Below are 19129 nucleotides of genomic sequence, written 5' to 3'. Positions count from 1 at the left end.
ATTGCCGGACCTGATCGGCGACACGCGGCGTGGCGGGGCGACACTGCGCCGAACGCACCCGTAGCGTCGGAGCCAGCACCACATCTACCAGCATTGCCCCTGAACTTCAAGTAGAGGTTGAGGGTTCTACCGGAGGCCTGACTGACGTGACCACGAACCACAACTACCTCGCCGTCATCAAGGTCGTCGGTGTCGGCGGCGGCGGCGTCAACGCCGTCAACCGCATGATCGAGCTCGGTCTCCGTGGGGTCGAGTTCATCGCGATCAACACCGACGCCCAGGCACTGCTGCTCAGCGACGCCGACGTCAAGCTCGACGTCGGCCGCGAGATCACCCGCGGCCTCGGTGCCGGCGCGGACCCCGAGGTCGGCCGTCGTGCCGCCGAGGACCACGCCGAGGAGATCGAAGAGGCCCTGGCGGGCGCCGACATGGTGTTCGTCACCGCGGGCGAGGGCGGCGGAACCGGCACCGGTGGCGCACCGGTCGTCGCGCGCATCGCGAAGTCCATCGGCGCACTGACCATCGGTGTCGTCACGAAGCCCTTCAGCTTCGAGGGCAAGCGCCGCCAGTCCCAGGCCGAGAACGGCGTCGCGGGCCTCAAGGACGAGGTGGACACGCTCATCGTCGTCCCGAACGACCGCCTGCTCGAGATCAGCGACCGCGGCATCTCCATGGTCGAGGCGTTCGCCACGGCCGACCAGGTCCTCCTCGCCGGTGTGCAGGGCATCACCGACCTCATCACGACCCCGGGCCTGATCAACCTCGACTTCGCCGACGTCAAGAGCGTCATGCAGGGTGCGGGTTCGGCGCTCATGGGCATCGGCTCCTCGCGCGGCGCCGACCGTGCGATCAAGGCGGCCGAACTCGCCGTCGCGTCGCCGCTGCTCGAGGCCTCCATCGACGGTGCGCACGGCGTGCTGCTGTCGATCCAGGGTGGCTCGAACCTCGGCATCTTCGAGATCAACGACGCCGCGCGACTGGTGCAGGAAGCCGTGCACCCCGAGGCGAACATCATCTTCGGTGCGGTCATCGACGACACCCTGGGCGACGAGGTCCGCGTGACCGTCATCGCCGCGGGCTTCGACGGTGGCGAGCCGGCCCAGCAGCAGAAGGAACGTCGCTCGAGCTACGTTGACCCGGAGTCGAGCGCAGCGGCGCCCGTCGCCGCCTCGACCGGCGCGATCGAGGACTCGACCACGTCGAGCCCGTCCTGGGCCTCGCAGGAGCACCAGCCGCCGGTGCAGCGCGCCGCCGACCCGGCGTTCGACGACGACGACGAGCTCGACGTCCCCGACTTCCTGAAGTAACCCACCCTTGGTAGCCGACACGCGCCTCCAGGCCTCGTCTCACGACGACGGACTGGAGGCGCGCGTTGCGTCCGTCCGGAGCGGCATCGAGGACGCGGCGCGCGCCGCAGGGCGCTCGCCCGACGAACTCACGCTCGTCGTCGTCACGAAGTACCACCCGGCGGCGCTCGTGCGCGAGCTCGCCGCACTCGGCGTGACGGACGTGGGGGAGAACCGCCACCAGGAGGCGCAGGCGAAGGCCGCCGAACTGGCCGACCTCGGCCTGACCTGGCACTTCGTCGGGCAGCTGCAGTCGAAGAAGGCCCGGCAGGCCCGGCGGTACGCCCAGGTGGTGCAGTCGCTCGACCGTGGCTCCGTCGTCGACGCGTTCGCCCCGACCGAGGCCGAGCCGGAGCCCCCGGTCATCGACGGCTTCGTGCAGGTCAACCTCACCGACGACCCTGGCCGTGGCGGAGTGCAGCCGGACGACGTCGAGGCGATGGTGACCCGTGTGTTGGCCACCGGGACCATCCGACTGCGGGGTGTCATGGCGGTCGCGCCCCTGGACGAGGAGCCCCGAGCCGCCTTCGCCCGACTCCGCTCGATCTCCGAACGGGTCGTGTCGCTCGAGCCCGGTGCCACCGACATCTCGGCCGGCATGAGCGGGGACTACGCCGAGGCGATCCTCGAGGGCGCGACACACCTGCGGATCGGCACCGCAATCACGGGAAACCGGCCGCCCGCACCCTAGCCTCGTTGCAGGGCACCACGAGCACGAACCCCGGAGGAACCATGGCCAACCCGCTGAAGAAGACGATGGTCTACCTCGGCCTCGCCGATGAGGAACTCGACTACGAGGACGAGCAGCAGGCCGAGCCCGCGCGCCAGCAGGCAGCCCCTGCTCGCCAGGCCGCAGCGGCTGCTCCGGCGCCCGCCGAACCGCAGGAAGCCCCTGCCGCGGCAGCAGCCCCGGCGGCCGCTCCCGCAGCGGCGCCGGCTCCCACCAAGACGCACACCCACCAGCGCGGCGCCCAGGTCACTCCGCTCCGCCGCTCGCACACGACCGCACAGAAGGCGACCCCGGTCCAGGAAATGAACGAGATCCTCACCGTCCACCCGCGCGAGTACAAGGACGCCCAGTCCATCGCCGAGAGCTTCCGCGACGGCATCCCCGTCATCATCAACCTCTCGCAGATGACCGAGGGTGACGCCCGACGCATGATCGACTTCGCCTCCGGGCTGTCGCTCGGCCTGTTCGGCAAGATCGAGCGCGTCACGAACAAGGTCTTCCTCCTGTCGCCGGCCCACGTCGCAGTGAGCGGTGAGCCCGCTGAGGTAGAGTCCGACATCGAGGCGAACTTCTTCGCCCAGTCCTGAGCCGTACCCGGCACACCCGCCCCTGAGCGTCGTCTGACGACGCTCGCCCGAGACGAGCGAGCCCCATCGTGTCCGTGATCCTAGGGATCATCTCCCTCGCGTTGCTCCTGTACTTCTTCGTGATGTGGGGGCGCTTCGCGCTCGACCTCGTGCAGAGCTTCAACCGTTCCTGGCGGCCGCGCGGGGGCATGCTCGTGGTGTCCGAGTTCGTCTACACGGTCACGGATCCGCCCATCCGAGCGGTGCGACGGGTCCTCCCGCCGCTCCGCCTCGGGCCGGTGGCGCTCGACTTCGGCTGGACGATCGTGATGCTCGTCGTCATCATCGCCCGGTTCGTGGTCGCCGCTCTGGCACGCGGTATCTGAGCGGACTCCCGTCCGCGACACGCGCCACGCCCGGCGCAGGTCACGGTTCCGCCCCATCGTCGGTGTACGGTGGTCGGGATCGATGCCCGCTCCGGCGGCGCATCCGCACCGCACGGTACGACTGGTAGATTCGGTCGCACCGCACGCGGTTCCACACGTTCAGCAGTTCTATTGAGGTGACGGCAATGGCTTTGACGCCGGAAGACGTAGTCAACAAGCGGTTCCAGCCGACGAAGTTCCGCGAGGGCTACGACCAGGACGAGGTCGACGACTTCCTCGACGAGGTCGTGGTCGAGCTCCGTCGCCTGACCGCGGAGAACGACGAGCTCCGCCAGCGCCTGCAGGCGGCCGAGTCGGCCCCGCAGCCGGCGCAGGCCGAGCAGCCCGCTCCCGCAGCCGAGCCGGAGCCCACCCCGGCCCCGGTCGAGGCAGCACCGGAGCCCGCTCCGGTCGCCGCGGCGGCTCCGGCCACGACGGTCCCCGCCGACGAGGACACCGAGGGCACCACGAACCTCCTGACCCTGGCGCGTCGTCTCCACGAGGAGCACGTCCGCGAGGGCATCGAGAAGCGCGACGCGCTCATCGCCGAGGGCACCGCCCAGGCGGCTCGCCTGGTCTCCGAGGCCGAGGCGAAGCAGCGCCAGATCATCGCCGACACCGAGAACACGAACCGTCAGCGTGTCGCGGTGCTCGAGCAGGAGCAGCGCCAGCTCGAGGGCAAGATCGACGAGCTCCGTACCTTCGAGCGCGACTACCGTGCGCAGCTCAAGAGCTACATCCAGGGTCAGCTCTCCGAGCTCGACACCTCGGGCGAGCAGTCCGGTCTCACCCCGGCGCCGGCTTCGGCGCAGGGCTTCGGCAACTGACGTTGTCGCGACCAGCATCACGAGCGAAGGTCAGTGTCCGCGCGATCGTGGCACTGGCCTTCGCCGCTGTCGTGGTGGTGGCGTTCGACCAGGTCGCCAAGACGCTGGTCGTCGCGAACCTGCCCTACGGCACCCCCGTCCCGGTCCTGGGCGGGGCGTTGCAGTTCCTGTACGTCCGGAACCCGGGAGCCGCGTTCTCGTTCGCGGTGAACATGACCTGGGTGTTCTCGGTCATCTCGGCCGCGGTCGTCGTCGCGATCATCGTGTACTCGCGTCGCATCCGGTCGATGTGGTGGGCCATCGTGCTCGGCATGCTGCTCGGCGGCGCGCTGGGCAACCTGCTCGACCGGCTCTTCCGTGAGCCCGGCTTCGGCCGGGGCCACGTCGTCGACTTCATCTCGACGCCGTGGATGATGCCGGCGATCTACAACGTCGCCGACTCCTTCATCTGCATCAGCATGGTGGTCTTCGTGCTGCTGGTGATCCTCGGCGTGAACCTCGACGGCACCCGCACGCTCTCGGCCAAGCGACAGGCTCAGCTCGACGCGGCGCAGCCGGTCGACGCGGCGGAGCCGCTCGACGGTGGGGCCGCGTTCTCGTCGGCCGATGCCGCTCTCGACGAGCCGACCCGCGCCTCCAGGCCGGAGGACCGCGACCGTCGCGACACGCTGGGCCACGACGCCACGTGAGCGAATCGCGTTCTCTTCCCGTGCCCGACGGGCTCGCCGGTGAGCGCGTCGACGCCGCCATCGCGAAGCTCCTCGGCTTCAGCCGGTCGTTCGCGGCCGACGTCGTCGCAGCCGGTGGCGTCCGCGTCGACGGCGTCCCCGTCGACAAGTCGGACCGGCTGCACGCCGACTCGTGGCTCGAGGTCGAGTGGACCCCGAAGGAGCCGCCGCGCATCGTGCCGGCGACCGTGCCGGGCATGACGATCGTGCACGACGACGAGGACATCGTCGTCGTGGACAAGCCCGTCGGCGTCGCCGCGCACCCCTCGCCGGGGTGGGACGGGCCGACCGTGCCCGGGGGCCTCGCCGCCGCCGGGTTCACCATCGCGACCTCCGGCGCCGCCGAACGCGCCGGGATCGTGCACCGCCTCGACGTCGGGACCTCGGGCCTGATGGTCGTCGCGAAGACCGAGCTGGCGTACACGCACCTGAAGCGGGCCTTCAAGGAGCGCACGGTCGAGAAGGTCTACCACGCGCTCGCGCAGGGCCACCCCGACCCGACCTCGGGCACGATCGACGCCCCCATCGGGCGGCACCCGTCGAGCGACTGGAAGTTCGCGGTCACGTCGGAGGGCAAGCCGAGCGTCACCCACTACGAGACGCTCGAGGCCTTCCGGGCCGCCACCCTGCTCGAGGTGCACCTGGAGACCGGGCGCACCCACCAGATCCGGGTGCACATGGCTGCCACACGCCACCCGCTCGTCGGGGACACGATGTACGGCGCCGACCCGGTGCTGGCGGCCGAGCTCGGGCTGACGCGCCAGTGGCTCGATGCCGTCCGGCTGGGCTTCGACCACCCCCGCACGGGCGAGTGGGTGTCGTTCGAGGCGCAGTACCCGGACGACCTGCAGGCAGCGCTCGAGCAGATCCGGAGTGCGTCGCTCTGACGCGCCCGGGTGCTTGCGCCGAGTGGTCGTGAGCTGTCGGCCGCGGCGCCGCCAGACGACGCTTTCTGCGCCCGCGGCGGTCGGCGTGCGGCGTGTCCTGCCCATTCGGCGGGGCGCCGCGCGTCCCGTCCGCCGCGCCCGGGGGCTTGCGCCGAGGGGTCACGAACTGTCGGCTGCGGCGCCGCCAGGCGACGCTTTGTGTGCCCTCGGCGGAGCGCGTACGGCGCGTCCTGCCCTCTCGGCGGGGCGCCCCGCGCGCGTCGCGGCCCGGTGCCGGTCTGGAGGCGCGCTGCGGGCCCGCCCCGAGCCTCCCGTCCGCCGTGCCCGGGCCGTTGCGCCGAGGGGTCACGAACTGTCGGCTGCGGCGCCGCCAGGCGACGCTTTGTGTGCCCGCGGGGGAGCGCGTGCGGCGTGTCCTGCTCTCTCGGCGGGGCGCCCCGCGCGTGTCCAGACCGACGCGCCCGGGCGCCTGCGCCGAGGGGTCACGAACTGTCGGCTGCGGCGCCGCCAGGCGACGCTTTCTGCGCCCTCGGCGGGGCGCCCCGCGGGTGTCGCGACCCGGTGCCGGTCTGGAAGCGCGCTGCGGGCCCGCCCCGGGCCTCCCGTCCGGCACGCCCGGGCGCTTGCGCCGAGGGGGCGCGAACTGTCGGCTGGGGCGCCGCCAGGCGACGCTTTCTGCACCCGCGGCGGCCTGCCTGCGGCGTGTCCTGCCCCCTCGGCGTGGCGCCCCGCGCGCGTCGCGACCCGATGCCGGCCTGGAGGCACGGTGCGGCCCCGCCCCGCGCCTCCCGTCCGCCCCGACGCGCGCGGGAATGTGGGCGGCCGCGGTTAGGCTGTTCCCACCCCGCAGCACACCGTACGAACCGGAGGTTCCGTGTCGGATTCCGACTCCTTCGTCCACCTGCACGTGCACAGCGAGTACTCGATGCTCGACGGTGCCGCCAGGCTCTCCGACCTCGTGGCGGAGACCGCCGCGCAGGGGATGCCCGCCGTGGCGGTGACCGACCACGGCAACATGTTCGGCGCCTTCGAGTTCTGGAAGGCCGCCAAGGCCGGTGGCGTCAAACCGATCATCGGGACCGAGGCGTACATCACGCCCCGCACGCACCGCTCGGACAAGACCCGTGTGCGCTGGGGTGACGGCGGGGGCGACGACGTGTCCGGCGCCGGCTCGTACACGCACATGACGATGTTCGCCGAGAACACCACGGGCATGCACAACCTGTTCCGGTTGTCGTCCAAGGCGTCGCTCGAGGGCTACTACTTCAAGCCCCGTATGGACATCGAGCTCCTGCAGGAGTACCACGAGGGGATCATCGCCACGACGGGTTGCCCCTCGGGGGAGATCCAGACGCGCCTGCGCCTCGGCCAGTACGACGAAGCGGTGCAGGCCGCCGCCGACTACCGCGACATCTTCGGCAAGGAGAACTACTTCGCCGAGGTCATGGACCACGGCCTCGAGATCGAACGCCGGATCATGAGCGACCTGATCCGCCTGGCGAAGGACCTCGACATCCCGCTGGTCGGCACGAACGACCTGCACTACACGCACGCCCACGACGCCAAGTCGCACGCGGCACTGCTCTGCGTGCAGTCCGGCTCGACCCTCAACGACCCGAACCGCTTCAAGTTCGACGCCGACGAGTTCTACCTGAAGACCCCGGCGCAGATGCGGCACGTCTTCCGCGACAACCTCGAGGCCTGCGACAACACGCTGCTCATCGCGGAACGCTGCAACGTGGAGTTCGACACCTCGGCCAACTACATGCCGAAATTCCCGGTGCCCGAGGGCGAGACCGAGCACTCCTGGTTCGAGAAAGAGGTCGCGAAGGGCCTGGACTACCGGTACCCGGACGGCATCTCGAAAGAGGTGCAGGACCGCGCCGACTACGAGGTCGGCATCATCAACCAGATGGGGTTCCCGGGCTACTTCCTGGTGGTCGCGGACTTCATCAACTGGTCCAAGAACAACGGCATCCGCGTCGGTCCGGGTCGTGGCTCCGGCGCCGGCTCGATGGTGGCGTACGCGATGCGCATCACCGACCTCGACCCGATCCGGCACGGCCTGATCTTCGAGCGGTTCCTCAACCCGGACCGCGTCTCGATGCCCGACTTCGACGTCGACTTCGACGACCGGCGCCGCGGTGAGGCGATCAAGTACGTCACCGAGAAGTACGGGTCGGAGCGCGTGGCGCAGATCGTCACGTACGGCACGATCAAGGCGAAGCAGGCGCTCAAGGACTCCTCGCGCGTCCTCGGGTTCCCGTTCGGCATGGGCGAGAAGCTCACCAAGGCAATGCCGCCGCCCGTGATGGGCAAGGACATCCCGCTCACCGGGATCTTCGACAAGGACCACCCGCGCTACAAGGAAGCCGTCGACGTCCGCACCGTGGTCGAGACCGACCCGGAGGCGAAGACCGTCTTCGACACCGCACTCGGGCTCGAGGGGCTGAAGCGCCAGTGGGGCGTGCACGCGGCCGGCGTCATCATGTCGAGCGATCCGCTCATCGACATCATCCCGATCATGAAGCGGGAGCAGGACGGCCAGATCGTCACGCAGTTCGACTACCCGGCAGCAGAGTCGCTCGGCCTGATCAAGATGGACTTCCTGGGGCTCCGCAACCTCACGATCATCAGTGACGCCCTCGACAACATCAAGACGAACCGGGGGACCGAGCTCGACCTCGAGAACATGGGGCTCGAGGACCCCGAGGCGTACGCGCTCCTGCAGCGCGGCGACACCCTCGGTGTGTTCCAGCTCGACGGTGGGCCGATGCGTGGCCTGCTGCGGCTGATGAAGCCCGACAACTTCGAGGACATCTCCGCGCTCATCGCCCTGTACCGCCCGGGGCCCATGGGTGCGAACTCGCACACGAACTACGCGCTCCGCAAGAACGGCGAGCAGCCGATCACGCCGATCCACCCGGAGCTCGAGGAGCCCCTCAAGGACATCATCGGCACGACCTACGGCCTGATCATCTACCAGGAGCAGGTCATGGCCATCGCGCAGAAGGTCGCCGGGTTCTCCCTCGGCCAGGCGGACATCCTCCGCCGCGCGATGGGCAAGAAGAAGAAGTCCGAGCTCGACAAGCAGTACGCGGGCTTCCAGCAGGGCATGAAGGACAACGGGTACTCCGACGCGGCGATCAAGACGCTGTGGGACATCCTGCTGCCCTTCTCCGACTACGCGTTCAACAAGGCGCACTCGGCGGCCTACGGTGTGGTGTCCTTCTGGACCGCGTACCTCAAGGCGCACTACCCGGCCGAGTACATGGCGGCGCTGCTGACGAGCGTCGGCGACGCCCGGGACAAGCTCGCGCTCTACCTGAACGAGTGCCGCCGGATGGGCATCAAGGTGATGCCGCCGGACGTCAACGAGTCGATCGGCTTCTTCGCCGCAGTCGGCGACGACATCCGCTTCGGCATGGGTGCCATCCGCAACGTCGGGTTCAACGTCGTCGACGACATCGTCAAGGCGCGGACCGAGAAGGGCGCCTTCGAGTCGTTCCACGACTTCCTGCGCAAGATCCCGATCTCGTCGGCGAACAAGCGCACGGTCGAGTCGCTCATCAAAGCCGGTGCCTTCGACGAGTTCGGCGACACCCGCCGAGCCCTGGTGGAGATCCACGAGGGCGCGGTCGAGGGCGCGGTGAAGGTCAAGCGCGACGAGGCCCACGGCAACGTCGGGTTCGACTTCGACTCGCTCTTCGCCGAGGCCGCCGAGGACGCCCCGAGTGCCGCGGTGTCCCAGGTGCCGGACCGTCCGGAGTGGTCCAAGCGCGACAAGCTGGCGTTCGAGCGGGACATGCTCGGGCTCTACGTGTCCGACCACCCGCTCGCCGGGCTCGAGATCGAGCTCGCGAAGCACCAGTCGATCACCATCGCCGACCTGCTCACCGCCGACGACTCGATCGAGGGCGAGACGGTCACCGTCGCCGGCCTGCTGACGAGCGTGCAGCACCGGGTGGCGAAGACGAGCGGCAACCCGTACGGCATCGTCGACATCGAGGACTTCGGCGGCCAGATCGGCGTGATGTTCCTGGGCAAGACGTACCAGGAGTTCGGCCCGTCCCTGGTGCCCGACTCGATCGTCGTCCTGCGCGGCCGCGTCAACGTCCGCGACGACGGCAAGGCCCTGCACGCGGTGAGCATGTTCCAGCCGAACGTCGGCGACGCGATGGGCTCCGGCCCGCTCACCCTGTCCCTTCCGGAACGACAGGCCACGACGACCACGGTGACGGAACTCGCCGCCGTGCTCGGCCGCCACCAGGGTGACACCGAGGTCCGGCTGAAGCTGCTCAAGGACGACGTCGCGCGCACCTTCGAGCTGCCGTTCCCGGTGAACCTGACCCCCGACCTGTTCGGCGAGCTGAAGAGCCTGCTCGGACCCCGCTGCCTGGTGTAGGAGCAGCGGCCATGGCCGGTCACCGGATCTTCGGGACGCCCGTCGCGGACGTTTACGGGCACTACCTGGCGAAGGTGGAGCGGAAGGGCCACACGAAGGCAGAGCTCGACACCGTCATCGAGTGGTTGACCGGTTTCGACGACCGGGCGCTCGCGCAGCACCTGGCCGACCGGACCACGTTCGAGGACTTCTTCGCCGGCGCGCACCTCAACCCGAACGCCCCGCTCATCACCGGGGTGATCTGCGGGGTGCGGATCGAGGAGCTCGACGACCCGCTCATGCGGCAGATCCGGTACCTCGACAAACTCGTCGACGAGGTCGCCAAGGGCCGGCCGATGGCGAAGATCCTCCGGACCGCGTGACCGACGGCCAGCCGGCACCACCGGATCCCGGAGTGCTCGCCGCGTTCGGTGCGGGAGCAGCCACACCGGTGCCACTCGTGGGCGGCCGCGGCCGCTCCTGGCGGGCGGGCGACATCGTCCTCCGGCCCCACGACGGTGCGCTCGTGACGGACTGGCGCGCTGCGGTGCTGGCGGAGCTGGGCCACACGTCGGCGTTCCGGACGCCGAGACCGGTGCCCACTCGCGCCGGTGCCTGGCGGTGCGGGGAGTGGGAGGCGTGGGAGTTCGTCGCCGGGGTCGCTGACGAGACCCGTGTCGACCACGTCATCCGAGCGGGTCGGGCCTTCCACCGCGCGGTCGCCGACGTCGGGTGCCCCGCGTTCCTCCGGACGGCCGACCCCGAGACCGACGACCCGTGGCGTCGCGCGGACCGCATGGCCTGGGGCGAGGCACCACTGCCGACCGACCCGACCCTCGACCGCGTGGCCGCGGCGTTCCGTCCCGTCCACGCGCCGGCGCAGTTGATCCACGGGGACCTGCTCGGCAACGTCCTGTTCGCGGAGGGACTCGCGCCCGCGATCATCGACTGGCCACCGTACTGGCGTCCGGCCGGCACGGGAGCCGCGATCGCCGCGGTCGACGCGGTCTGCTGGCACGGCGTGCCCGTCGACCGCCTCGACGATCTTGGCGAGGGCGAACACGAGTGGCGGCAGTTGCTCCTGCGCGCCCTCGTGTTCCGGATCGCCACGCTGCACCTGCTCGGTGCGTTCGACGTGGCCGGCATCGCGCGACACCGCGCGGTCGTCGACGCACTCGCGTGACGGACGGGAGGCCCGTGGCGGCGCCGCCACGGGCCTCCCGTCCGCTCGTCGGTCGTCGCTCAGGCGCCGCGGCCGGCGATCGCGCGGAGGCGGGCGACGATGCGCGGGTTGCGCGCACCGAACGTGAGCGCGGCGAGGCGTCGGACCGACACCGTCGCGCGGTGCACCAGGAGGCCGGTCGCTTCGGCGATGTCCGAAACCGCATGCCAGCGAGCACGCAGGGACGCCGGGTCGATCTCGTTCGCGGCGGCTGTGCGGACGAGCCGGACGAGGTCGTCCCCGTCGCGCCAGCTCGTGCTCTGGTTCTCGAAGCGGCGCAGGATGCGGTCGATCGCCGACGCACGGTGGTTCGCGACCGCGTGTGACCACCGGACGTCCTGCGACACGGGGTCGACGAGGATCCAGCGGGGAGCGTTGGCGTTGAGCGCGGAGAGCTGCGCGAACGTGGTCAGGGCGCCGAGCGCGACCGCGACGTCGAAGATCTGCCGTGGCCGGCCCCCGACGGCGATCGCAGCGCCCGGGAACGCCTCACGGGCGTCCCGGATCTGCGACTTCGCGACGATGACCGTGACGACGACGTCATCCGGCGCTGCAGCGAGGGTGCTGCGGGTCCGGGCGATGACCTCGTCGGTCAGGTCGGCCGGGAGGTGCAGCGCCACGCGGACGACGTCGTCGTCGGGCAGGAACGCATCGGCGAACACGTCGACGGCGTCACGGTACCGGGCGAGGAAGAGCGCGATCGCGCCGCCGTAGAAGGGGTAGCGCTCGAGCAGGATCCGCTCGTGCTCGAGCCGGAGCGAGGGACCGCGATCCCCGCTGAAGCTCGTCGAGCCCGTGTGCAGGACCAACGCGCGGTTCGCCAACACCGAGGTGAAGCCGTGCTCGTTGATCCGCAGGCAGAAGTCGTTCTCCTCGCCGTAGCCGGGGGAGAAGACGTCGTCGAACAACCCGAAGCGGTCGACCATCTCGCGCCGGATGAGGAAGCAGAAGCCCATCGCCACCGGGGAGACCGTGTGCCGCGGGAGCAGGTACTTCGTCCGGCCGTGCAGCTCGCGGGTGCGGCGCGGTGCGAGGCTCGCGCGCGGGTTCCGCCGCGCGTAGGGGAAGGACGCGATGGTGGCGTTGTCGCTCCTCGCGCACACGACGCCGATCGAGTCGTCCGAGGCCAGGACCGCGGTCATCTCGTCCAGGAACCCCGGCATCGGGACGGTGTCGCTGTTGAGGAGCAGGACGTCGTTGCCCGTGCGGTCGAGCTCGAGGACCGCCCGGTTGCAGTTGCCGACGAAGCCGAGGTTGCGGCTGTTGCGGGTGTACTCGAACCCCTTGTGGTCACCGACGAGCTCGAGCACCCGGGCCTCGATCGCGTCGACGCGGGGGCCCATGTCGTTCGCCAGGAGCACGCGGTCGACGGCGAAGTCCACCGTCTCGAGCAGTGCCTCGATGCAGCGCTCGAGACCGGGGAGATCGTCGTAGATCGGGACCACGATCGTGACCGGACGACGGTCGCGCGTCATCGCCGAGCCAGCTTCCGGACGACGACGCCCGGCCGGGCGAGGAGTCGACCGACGGCCCCGGAGCGGGATCGCGCGCGGCTCGCGAGGAGTCCGACGGCGGCTCTGGCGCTCGTCGCACCGAGCGAGGCGTACGCGCCGGGCAGCTCGAACCAGTAGCGCGCCGCCTGGGGGAGCCGGTAGCCCTCGGTGCCGACCAGCGCGACCAAGCGTGCGATGGCCGCCGCGTTGTCGTGGCCCGAACCCGTGACGGTGACGAGGCGTTCCGGTGCAGCCGCACCGTGCCTCCTGGCCGTGTCCGGGTCGGCCGCGTACGCAGCGAGGGCGTCGGCGAGGGCGTTCGTGTCCTCGGCATCGACCAGCGCGCCGGTCACACCGGGCTCCACGAGTTCCGCGCTGCCGCCCTGGCGCGTGGCGACGACGGCCTTGCCGAGCGCCATGTACTCGGCGGTGGTGCGACCGAAGGCCTCGATGGTGGACGGTGTGACGCAGACGTCGGCCGCCTTGATGAAGGGCGCGGGCGTGTGCTGCTCGCCAGCGAACACGACGTGCTCGGCGACACCGAGCGCGCGGGCGCGGTCGGTGAGCCGCTGGTCCTCACCCGGGTGCTTCCAGCTCCCGACGAAACAGACGCTCGCGGTCACGCCTCGTCGGCGCAGCGCGCCGAGCGCGTCGACGACGCGGTGCTGACCCTTGGACTCCTCGACGCGGCCGAGGACCGTGATCCGGAGGCCGGGTTCTGCCTGCGGGAAGGGGGTGACGGCAGGCGTGTCGTCCTTCGTCGCCAGGAGTCGGCTCGTGTCGACCGTCGGGTACGCGACGGAGAGCTTGTCGGCGGGGATGTACTGCGCCAGGTGCTCGCGCATCGCCTCGGAGTTGGTGACGACGGCCCCGGACAGCAGGCCGATGTCGCCGAGGACGCCCGCACGGCCCGTCTGGAACTGCAGACCGTGGTCGAGGTCGCCGTACTCGCGGACGAACCACGCCTGCGGGATCCCGAGGACCGCGGCGGCGAACGACGCCCACGGGGCGACGAGTGTGTTGGTGACGACGAGGTCCGGGCGCTCGCGCTCGTACTTCCGGATGATCGCGTTCACGGCGGCGTAGTCGACGGTCGCGAAGGCGGCGCGTTCCGCAGCCGGCGCGGGCTGCGGACTCGGCAGGGCCCAGCCGCGGAACCGCAACGCGTCGTACGACCAGCCACGCTCGTCGAGGGCATCGATGAACTTGCCGCGCGGGGCCTTGGTGATGAAGGTCGGCGTCATGGCCGGGTCCTGCGCCTGCCAGTCCTCCACGAAGCGGATGAGTGACCGTTCCGCCCCGCCGAGGTTCACCGGCGCGGTGGAGTGGTTGGCGAAGCTGACGATCACCCACCAACCCTACTCAGGTTTCACCAGGTGTTCGTCTCCGCGGCACCCGCAGCGGACATGCGTCACCGAGTCGAACGTGGCAAGTGCAACCTTTGTGCGAGAATGTCTCGTCCCCGAATCCCTGTGAGGAGCGCTGCGTTGCGCCCCGGAGGAGCCTGCACCCGAAGCATGACGTACCTGAACGAGCTCATGTCGTCGCGGGAACTCCTGGCGAACCTCACCGCCCGCGAGGTCAAGGGCAAGTACCGCCGCACGGTCTTCGGGCAACTGTGGTCCCTGATCAACCCGCTCGCGACGATGCTGATCTACACGATCGTGTACTCGTTCATCTTCCGGGCGCGACTCGAGGTCGGCGACCCCAGCGGGCTCAACATCTACCCGCTCTGGCTCATGTGCGGGCTGCTGCCGTGGATCTTCGCGCGCAACGTCATCAACTCCGGCATGACGTCGATCGTCGCCAACGGCTCGCTGATCAAGAAGGTGTACTTCCCGCGGATGACCCTGCCGCTCGCGGCCGTCGGGTCCTTCGGGTTCACGTGGCTGGTGGAGATGGGGGTGCTGCTCATCGCGCTCGCGATCGCCGGGTCGAACTTCTGGCTCTACCTGCCGCTGATCGCCCTGACGATGGTGTTCCTCGCCATGTTCTCCGCCGGCCTCGGGCTGATCCTTTCGATCATCAACGTGCACTTCCGCGACATGCAGCACCTGGTCGGCATCGCACTGCAGATGTGGATGTACCTGTCGCCGATCATCTACCCGCTCTCGCTCGTCGAGGACGCCGCCAACAAGGCCGGACACCCGTGGATCATCCACGTCTACAAGCTCAACCCGATCGAGCGGTTCTCCGAGGTCTTCCGGAACCTCATGTACGACAACCGCCTCCCGAACTGGACCGACCTGGTCGCGTGTGCCATCGCGGGGTGCGCCTCGCTCGCGATCGGCTACGTCGTGTTCTCCCGCAACGAGAAGAAGCTGGCTGAACTCCTGTGAACGACTCCGCCGTCTCCGTCGAACACGTCTCCAAGCGCTTCCGCATGTACCACGAGCGCAACGACTCGCTGAAGAGCATGGTCATGCGCGGGAAGAAGTCCGTGCACGAGGACTTCTGGGCACTGAAGGACGTGTCGTTCGAGGTCCCGCACGGATCGACGTTCGGCCTCATCGGCAAGAACGGGTCCGGCAAGTCGACGCTGTTGAAGTGCCTCGCCAAGATCCTCTGGCCGGAAGAGGGCTCGATCACCGCGCGTGGCAAGCAGGCGTCACTGCTCGAGGTCGGCTCCGGGTTCCACCCCGAGCTCTCCGGTCGCGAGAACGTGTTCCTGAACGGCTCGATCCTCGGGATGAGCCGCAAGGAAGTGGCGCGGAAGTTCGACGACATCGTGTCGTTCTCCGGTGTGGGCAACTTCATCGACCAGCCGGTGAAGAACTACTCGTCCGGCATGTACGTGCGGCTCGGGTTCTCCGTCGCCGTCGCGGTCACGCCGGACATCCTGGTCGTGGACGAGGTGCTGGCCGTCGGCGACGCGACGTTCCGCAAGCGCTGCCAGACGAAGTTCAAGGAGATGAAGGACGAAGGCCGCACGGTCATCCTCGTCTCGCACTCCATGGGGACCGTCAAGGACATGTGCGACCAGGTCGCCTGGCTCAACGAGGGCGAGCTGAAGATGATCGGCCCGACCAAGAAGGTCGTGTCGGCGTACGAGGCGACCGTCTGAGCGTGCTCCTGCGCTGCACCTAGGCTGGAGCCGTGCAAACGGATGTTGAGGAGCTGTCGGCCTACTCGGACGACCGCGGGAACCGTATCGAGTACGCCGGCCCGAAACGGGGGAACGTCAAGATCACGTTCCGCGGGTCGAACAACGTCGTGCGGGTCCACCAACGTGCGCGTCTCGGGCGGATCGTGGTGAGCATGGACTGTGACAACGGTCTGCTCGACATCGCGGAGAACCACGGTGCGCCGGCGTTCGTCGCGAACATCAGGATCGGGCAGGACTCGTCCGTGCTCGTCGGCGCCAACGCATCCACCACCGCCAACTGCGTGATCTCGGCGACGGAGGGGACGACCGTGCGGATCGGCGACGACGTCATGATCGCTTCGCACGTCCAGATCCGGGCGGACGACGCGCACCCGATCTTCGACGTCCGCACCGGAGCGCGGGTCAACGTGTCGAGGTCGATCGACATCGGTGACCACGTCTGGCTCGCACTCGGCGTCACGGTCCTCGGCGGTACCACCGTCGGGCGCGGCTCCGTGATCGGGACCGGGTCGATCGTGACGGGCCGGGTCCCCAACAACTGCATCGCCGTCGGGACACCGGCACGGGTCGTGCGGCGCGACGTCGCCTGGGAGCGGCCGCACCTCTCGCTGAAGGAGCCCTTCTACAAGCCGGACGCGTCGACGGTCGAGCGTTCGCCGTTCTGGGAGCTCACCGAAGCCGAGGACTGATCCTCGGCGGGCAGCGCGGCCTCGGCCTCGGGCTCGGCTGGTCGTGGTCCGCCCGTCAACCACTCCATCATCTGGATGACGCGTTCCGAATTGCGCCCGTCCCGCGTGACGAAGGTCCGTCGCGCCCGTTCCCGGAACGTGTCCGACGGGCGGAACCCGGCCTCTGCGATCCGTTCGACAGCGCCTTCCACTTCCCGGACGGACCCCGTGACCTCGCCGAACCCGGCTTCGTCGTAGTCGAAGTACCCGCGACGACCACTGTGCGAGCCGCCGAAGAACTCGCGGAGGTCGAAGTGGAAGTACACCACCGGGACGTCGATGAAGGCGGCGTCGAAGGCCAGCGACGAGAAGTCGGTCACGAACGCAGCGCTCCGGGCGAGGACGTCCTGCACGCCGTCGACGGCGAAGTCGAGGATCTCCACGTCGTCGGGCAGGTGGAAGTCGGTCAGGTACGGACGGAGGAGCGGGTGCGGCATGAGCGCGAGGCGCTTCCCGGTCCGCTTCGCGAGTGCGCGGAGCTCCGGCGACGACATGAGCGCCGTGTACTCCTTGGCGAAACGGCTCTCCATGAACCGGTCGTCACGCTCCCACGCTCCGGATCCGGCGACCTGCGCCCCGACGAGGTAGTGACGCCAGGTTGGCATCACGAGGATGAGGTCGCGCTCGGTTTCCTGCTTCGCCCGGCTCTTCTCGAGGAGCGCGTCGAAGCGGGGCAGCCCGGTCAGGACGACCTCGTGCTGGGAGAAGATCCACTGCCCGTGGCCCGCGATCGCGTCCCGCTCCTGCGGGGTCGAGACCACGAACAGGTCGGGTCGCTTCGAGTTGAGCCACCGCGACAGGTCGTAGTTGATCACGCCGTGCTGCAGGAAGGTGAAGTGGAACCGCGGCTGCCCGAACTTCGACGCGGGCAGGGGCTTGGTGACGAAGTCCGCGATGTGCGACGACGCGACGTGTTCGGCGTGGAGCATCAGTTGCACCCACTCGAGCGACCGGAACGCGATCATCCGGAACCCTTCGCGCTGCAGGCGGTCCCAGTCCTTGGAATCGCGGTTGAGCACGAAGTAGGCGTTGATGTCCGGACGGTGCCGTCGAACGTACCGGTAGGCGTGTTCCGCGTTGTCGTTCGCGTCCGTGTCCCGATCGATGAACACCCACGCGCCCTGGAACCGTTCGCGTGCGCGGCGCGTGCGGGCCAGCGTCGGTGCCAGGGCGTTCCGGAGTGCGGTCTTCTGCAGGGAGTTCCGGGTTGTGATCGCACGCTCGCGCACCGCTCGCCAGACGTGCTGCTTGTTGGTCAGCTCCACCTCGTTGGGATCCACCACGCGTCGGCGCTGGGCCAGGATCTGCGGTTCGAGCTGGCGGCGGGTCAGGGTTGCGTAGTGGTTCGGCACTTCACCCCGGGCGAAGACGACCTGCTGTCCGTCCACGTGCATCTCGGTGACGTGGCCGCGGGGGATCCAGATCACGCGCCGGCGAACCAGCGGCCGACCGTAGAAGACGAAGTCCTGGACGGTCTCGAACTCGGGGACGACCTCGTGTCCGTCGACAGCGATCTGTTCCGCCGGGATCTCGCCGGTGAACCAGTACTGGAGCTGCACGAGTTGGTGGGCCTCATCGACCTGAGCGAGGTTGACGGTGTTCGGGCGGTCCGGTTCGTCCCGGTACCCGACGAGCATCGCCCGCCGCACCGCGAACTCCACGGGCAGTAGGTCGAAGGAGCGGACCGCTTCCGGACCGACTCGCTGCAGGACCGCAGCCGCCAGCTCGTGGAACTCGTCGAACGCATCGGCGGGGGCGAGGGCCGAGGGCGACCGGATCGCACGCTCGCGCCGGAAGTACCCGACGAGGTCGTAGAGGACGGTGTTCGCCACCCAACGATCGATGCGTCCGGTCGCCGACGCCTCGTCGAGGAGCCCGAGGTGACCGTGACGGAGCACGTCGGTGTACTTCCGTCGGTCCTCGTGGCTGGTCTGCATGGTGGAGCTGCCGTCGCCGCGCTGACGGTAGCGGTACTTGGCCGAGGCCATCAGACCGATCCGGTGCAGTCCGTTGCGGAGCAGGTAGCGCGCGACGAAGTGGGCGTCCTCGAACGTGGGTCGGACACGACCGTCGAACCGGAGACCCGCCGCCTCGACGAGGTCACGACGCATGAACGCCGCGTTCACGCCGGTCTGCACGATGGGGTCCAACCGCATGTCGACGATGCGCGATCCCTTCTCGAAGCGCTTGCGGGACGGGTGCCCGTCCGTCACGCCGCCGTCGTCGTCCAGGAGGAGCTGATGGGCCGCGAGGAGCGCGACATCGTCCGACGCGTGCAACTCGATGAACTTCGCGACCTCTTCGAAGTAGCGTTCCTCCAGCTCGTCGTCGGCGTCGACGAAGGTGACCCACTGCCCGGTGGCCCGGGCCAATCCGGTGTTCCGTGCGTCGGCGATCCAGGCGTTGTCCTGATGGATCACGGTCACGTCGGCTCCGGCGGACCTTGCCCAGTCGTCGAGGAGCGACCCCGTCGAGTCGGTCGACCCGTCATCGACGAACACGAACTGCACACGGTCGTGGTCGAACGTCTGCCGTTCGAACGACCGCAGGAGCGTCGGGAGGTACCGTTCCACGTCGAGTGCCGCCACGACGACGGAGATGAGTGGTGTGGTCCGGATCGCTGAGTCCATCGGTCGATCGGCTCCCTGTCGTCGTGATGCACGTGCTGCGATAGTTTAGGGCTGAAG

General features: G+C 69.3%; 16 protein-coding genes. 13 read left to right on the top strand and 3 right to left on the bottom strand.

Annotated elements, in window-relative coordinates; genetic code table 11:
• The first annotated feature begins 146 nt into the window (after nt 1–146).
• From ftsZ to DEJ04_RS11600, 10 genes are all read left to right on the top strand, one after another.
• A complete protein-coding gene (gene ftsZ / locus DEJ04_RS11645; RefSeq protein ID WP_027465251.1) occupies nt 147–1307 on the top strand; it encodes a cell division protein FtsZ in 1161 nt (386 codons plus the stop codon).
• Between the two features lie 7 nt (nt 1308–1314).
• On the top strand, nt 1315–2037 hold the full coding sequence (locus DEJ04_RS11640) for a YggS family pyridoxal phosphate-dependent enzyme (protein WP_111047159.1): 723 nt from the start codon (nt 1315–1317) through the stop codon (nt 2035–2037).
• Between the two features lie 41 nt (nt 2038–2078).
• Nucleotides 2079–2663, top strand: a complete 585-nt coding sequence (locus DEJ04_RS11635; protein ID WP_071405422.1) for a cell division protein SepF — start codon at nt 2079–2081, stop codon at nt 2661–2663.
• Nucleotides 2664–2731: 68 nt separating this feature from the next.
• Nucleotides 2732–3028, top strand: coding sequence for a YggT family protein (locus tag DEJ04_RS11630; protein WP_084741074.1), 297 nt, complete (start codon nt 2732–2734; stop codon nt 3026–3028).
• A 185-nt stretch (nt 3029–3213) separates the two neighbouring features.
• Entirely contained in the window at nt 3214–3894 is a 681-nt protein-coding gene (locus DEJ04_RS11625) for a DivIVA domain-containing protein (protein WP_071405424.1), read from the top strand.
• Nucleotides 3895–3941: 47 nt separating this feature from the next.
• Nucleotides 3942–4583: a signal peptidase II gene (gene lspA, locus DEJ04_RS11620; protein ID WP_258371363.1), complete on the top strand. Its 642-nt coding sequence runs from the start codon at nt 3942–3944 to the stop codon at nt 4581–4583.
• Nucleotides 4580–5509: an RluA family pseudouridine synthase gene (locus DEJ04_RS11615; protein WP_111047158.1), complete on the top strand. Its 930-nt coding sequence runs from the start codon at nt 4580–4582 to the stop codon at nt 5507–5509. The genes lspA and DEJ04_RS11615 overlap by 4 nt, the downstream gene beginning before the upstream one ends.
• Nucleotides 5510–6434: 925 nt before the next feature.
• Nucleotides 6435–9914, top strand: coding sequence for a DNA polymerase III subunit alpha (dnaE, locus tag DEJ04_RS11610; RefSeq protein ID WP_071245757.1), 3480 nt, complete (start codon nt 6435–6437; stop codon nt 9912–9914).
• Nucleotides 9915–9925: 11 nt separating this feature from the next.
• Nucleotides 9926–10276 carry a DUF2200 domain-containing protein gene (locus DEJ04_RS11605; RefSeq protein WP_111047157.1) on the top strand — a complete coding sequence of 117 codons (351 nt, stop codon included), beginning with the start codon at nt 9926–9928 and terminating at the stop codon, nt 10274–10276.
• The gene (locus DEJ04_RS11600; RefSeq protein ID WP_111047156.1) at nt 10273–11076 is read left to right on the top strand and encodes a hypothetical protein; all 804 of its coding nucleotides are present in this window, start codon (nt 10273–10275) and stop codon (nt 11074–11076) included. The genes DEJ04_RS11605 and DEJ04_RS11600 overlap by 4 nt, the downstream gene beginning before the upstream one ends.
• A gap of 59 nt (nt 11077–11135) precedes the next feature.
• Here the strand turns inward: DEJ04_RS11600 and DEJ04_RS11595 are convergent, their stop codons facing one another.
• Together DEJ04_RS11595 and DEJ04_RS11590 are read right to left on the bottom strand one after the other, a co-directional pair.
• Nucleotides 11136–12590 (bottom strand): glycosyltransferase family 2 protein, encoded by a 1455-nt coding sequence (locus DEJ04_RS11595; RefSeq protein ID WP_111047155.1) that lies wholly within the window; start codon nt 12588–12590, stop codon nt 11136–11138.
• A complete protein-coding gene (locus DEJ04_RS11590) occupies nt 12587–13957 on the bottom strand; it encodes a glycosyltransferase family 4 protein (RefSeq protein WP_111047154.1) in 1371 nt (456 codons plus the stop codon). The genes DEJ04_RS11595 and DEJ04_RS11590 overlap by 4 nt, the downstream gene beginning before the upstream one ends.
• A 168-nt stretch (nt 13958–14125) precedes the next feature.
• Between DEJ04_RS11590 and DEJ04_RS11585 the strand changes: the two genes are divergently transcribed.
• The 3 genes from DEJ04_RS11585 to DEJ04_RS11575 are packed head-to-tail and all read left to right on the top strand — an operon-like array spanning nt 14126 to nt 16403.
• A complete protein-coding gene (locus DEJ04_RS11585) occupies nt 14126–14947 on the top strand; it encodes an ABC transporter permease (RefSeq protein WP_111030339.1) in 822 nt (273 codons plus the stop codon).
• A complete protein-coding gene (locus DEJ04_RS11580; RefSeq protein WP_258367169.1) occupies nt 14944–15672 on the top strand; it encodes an ABC transporter ATP-binding protein in 729 nt (242 codons plus the stop codon). The genes DEJ04_RS11585 and DEJ04_RS11580 overlap by 4 nt, the downstream gene beginning before the upstream one ends.
• A gap of 32 nt (nt 15673–15704) precedes the next feature.
• Entirely contained in the window at nt 15705–16403 is a 699-nt protein-coding gene (locus tag DEJ04_RS11575; RefSeq protein WP_258370861.1) for an acyltransferase, read from the top strand.
• On the opposite strand, the gene DEJ04_RS11570 is transcribed toward DEJ04_RS11575, so the two are convergent.
• Nucleotides 16337–19072, bottom strand: coding sequence for a CDP-glycerol glycerophosphotransferase family protein (locus DEJ04_RS11570; RefSeq protein ID WP_111047153.1), 2736 nt, complete (start codon nt 19070–19072; stop codon nt 16337–16339). The two genes, DEJ04_RS11575 and DEJ04_RS11570, sit on opposite strands and share 67 nt — an antisense overlap.
• Nucleotides 19073–19129 lie beyond the last annotated feature (57 nt).

The organism is Curtobacterium sp. MCLR17_044, assembly GCF_003234435.1.
Classification (GTDB): domain Bacteria; phylum Actinomycetota; class Actinomycetes; order Actinomycetales; family Microbacteriaceae; genus Curtobacterium; species Curtobacterium flaccumfaciens.
Note: the sequence above shows the minus strand (reverse complement) of the source record. Positions and strands in the feature narration are given on the sequence as shown.